We start from the raw sequence: 3026 nt of genomic DNA, 5'->3' as shown, positions 1-3026 counted from the left end.
TAATTTAGTATGTTTTGAGATTGCTGAATATAATCCTTTAATTGACAAAACTAAAGCATCTTTAAACTATATGACAAGATTACTAAAATTAGTCGAAACTAGCGTAAAAAATCTTAATTTTTCTAGGGATAGTATTTGTGAAAAAAATTTATAACAATGTTTTTGATTTGATTGGAAATACCCCTATTTTAAAGCTCTTAAAATATCATACTTATCAAAAATATAATTTATATGCAAAATGTGAAATGTTGAACCCAACATTGAGTATTAAAGACAGAATTGTTCTTTCAATGTTAAGGGACTATGAAAAATCAGGCATATTAAAGCCAGGTATGAAAATTTATGAAGCATCATCTGGGAATACAGGAACTTCCCTTGCAATGATAGGTAGTGTATTGGGTTATGAAGTTATTATAACAGTTCCGTACAAAACAAGCCAAGAGAAGATTACTACAATCAAAGCATATGGTGCTACGGTTATTGTTTGTCCAAATGGTGTTTCTACTAAATCATCGGAGCATTATAATAATAAAGCTAAAATTCTTTGTGATAGAGATGAGAAAGGTTTATATTTCAATCAATATGAAAGTATGATGAATGTTAATACTCACTTTGAATCTACTGCAGCTGAAATATGGGATCAGATGTCTGGACAAATAGATATTTTAATTGCAGCAGCTAGTAGTGGAGGCACTATTACAGGCATTTCAAAATTTTTAAAAGAAAAAAATAAAAATATCAAAGTGATTTTAGCAGATCCTGTAGGGTCAGTATTCTTTAATCATTTTAATAATCAAAAACATATTTCTTCTTCTTATCAAGTTGAGGGAGCAGGCAAAGATAAGGTGTGCTCAATACACGATTTTAATTTTATTGATGAAGTTATCCAATTTACGGATGAAGAAGCTTTTTTAGCTGCCAAGAGTCTTGCAGTTAAAGAGGGACTCTTATCTGGAGGGAGCTCTGGAGGAGTGCTATGTGTAGCAGATAAAATAATGAAAAAACTTAGCAAAGATAAATTCAAACCAATTAATATCGTAGTTGTTTTACCAGATAGTGGATTTAAGTATTTATCAAAAGTCTTTATTTAAGTTTAAATACTTAATCTAATTCATAGACTGTGATTATGATTTTTGCAATACAGCTCCAGCTCTATAGCTGTCAGAGATAGAAATAAAAAGTTTTTAAAAGGTAATTATGATAGAAATAACAACATTAGAATACCAAAAGATAATATACTCCTGGAACCAGACAGATAGAGAATATCCTAAGGATAAGACGATATATCAGTTATTTGAGGAGCAGGTTGAACAAAATCCAGACAATGTAGCATTGGTATTTGAGGATCAAGAGCTTACATATAAGGAACTTAACCAAAGATCAAATCAACTAGCTAGATATATAAGAAGACAATATAAAGAAATAGCTAATCAAGAGCTTGCTCCAGATACATTAATTCCATTATGTTTAGAAAGAAGTTTGGATATGGTTATAGGAATCTTAGCTGTAATGAAGGCTGGTGGGGCATATGTACCTATGGATCCTGATTATCCGCAAGAGAGATTTAGACATATAATTAAAGATACACAAGCTAAGTTAGTTATAACGCAGAGTCATTTAGAGAATAAGCTTCATTATATAGATAAAGATATTGGTTCGATATCAATTGATTCATATCAGGAGCAAGGTTATGTATATGATCAAGAAGCTAAAGAAAACCTTGAATCTCAAAGTAGTTCAACAGATTTAGCATATGTTATATATACATCAGGTACTACTGGTCTGCCTAAAGGGGTGATGATTCAGCATAATTCTATAGCGAATTATAATCAATGGATGGACAATCATTATTATTTTAATGATTCTTCTATTATTGATTGCTCAGCAAGTATATCATTTGATGCTACGGTTAATGTTTTAATTACTCCTCTATGTTTGAGTCAAACTGTAGTTATATGTAGAAAAAATATAAAAGAAGATATTAAATTATACTTAAACTATATTTATGAAAATAAAATAGAACTTATTAAAATTACACCAAGCTATCTATCAATACTTTTAAGTTATATAAAAGAAAAGAAATATGAGTTTAAATATTTGAAATCTATAATAATTGGTGGAGAAAAGGTTAATAAAAAAGAACTAGAAGGTTTTATAAATTTTTATCCAAATATTAATATAATTCATCATTATGGCCCTACAGAGACAACTGTGGGTACAACCAGTTTTATTAATTTTGGAAAAATATATTCTCAGTCAATTCCTATCGGTAAGGTAGCTATTAATAATAAGGCATATATATTAGATCAGTACCAACAGCCGTTACCAGTTGGAGTAGTTGGGGAGTTATATATAGGTGGAGCTGGCTTAGCTAGGGGTTATTTGAATCGTCCTGAGTTGACAGCAGAGAGGTTTATAGAGAATCCATTTGCTACAGAGAGTGATATAGCTAATGGGTATACAAGATTGTATAAGACAGGGGATTTAGTTAGATGGTTGGCAGATGGTAATATTGAATATATAGGTCGTAATGATGATCAGGTTAAGATACGCGGGTTTAGGATTGAATTAGGAGAGATTGAGAATCAATTATCTAGTATAGAAGGAATTAAACAGAGCTGTGTATTAGCTAAGGAAAGAAATAATAATAAGTACTTAGTAGGCTATTATGTATCAGATAAAGAGTCATTAACTCAAGAAGAGATCTTTAATCAATTATCTAAGGTATTACCTGAGTATATGGTGCCTAGTGTACTGGTTGAGATTGACTCAATGCCATTAACAGTTAATGGTAAGTTAGATAGAAAAGCATTACCTGATCCTGAGTTTATTAATGAAGATAGTTATATAGCACCGACTACGGAACTTGAAGAGAAGTTATGTAATATATTTGCAGAAGTACTTGGGTTAGATAGAGTCGGAATTACAGATGATTTCTTTAGGGTTGGCGGAGATTCAATAGTAAGTATCCAATTAAGCTCAAGATTACGTCGTAATGAGATTGATTGTAGTGTACGAGATATATT

General features: G+C 30.7%; 2 protein-coding genes. Both read left to right on the top strand.

The genetic code is table 11. The features are described 5' to 3' along the window. The first annotated feature begins 137 nt into the window (after positions 1–137). Positions 138–1091, top strand: a complete 954-nt coding sequence (locus tag AB8E56_RS11445) for a cysteine synthase family protein (protein ID WP_329481227.1) — start codon at positions 138–140, stop codon at positions 1089–1091. A gap of 106 nt (positions 1092–1197) precedes the next feature. Next, the coding region (locus AB8E56_RS11440) for a non-ribosomal peptide synthetase (protein ID WP_329481224.1) at positions 1198–3026 on the top strand (1829 nt) is incomplete at its 3' end.

It is taken from the genome of Francisella sp. 19X1-34 (assembly GCF_041102755.1).
Classification (GTDB): Bacteria; Pseudomonadota; Gammaproteobacteria; order Francisellales; family Francisellaceae; genus Francisella.
The sequence above is the reverse complement of the archived record's forward strand: the minus strand, read 5'-3'. Positions and strand labels throughout refer to the sequence as shown.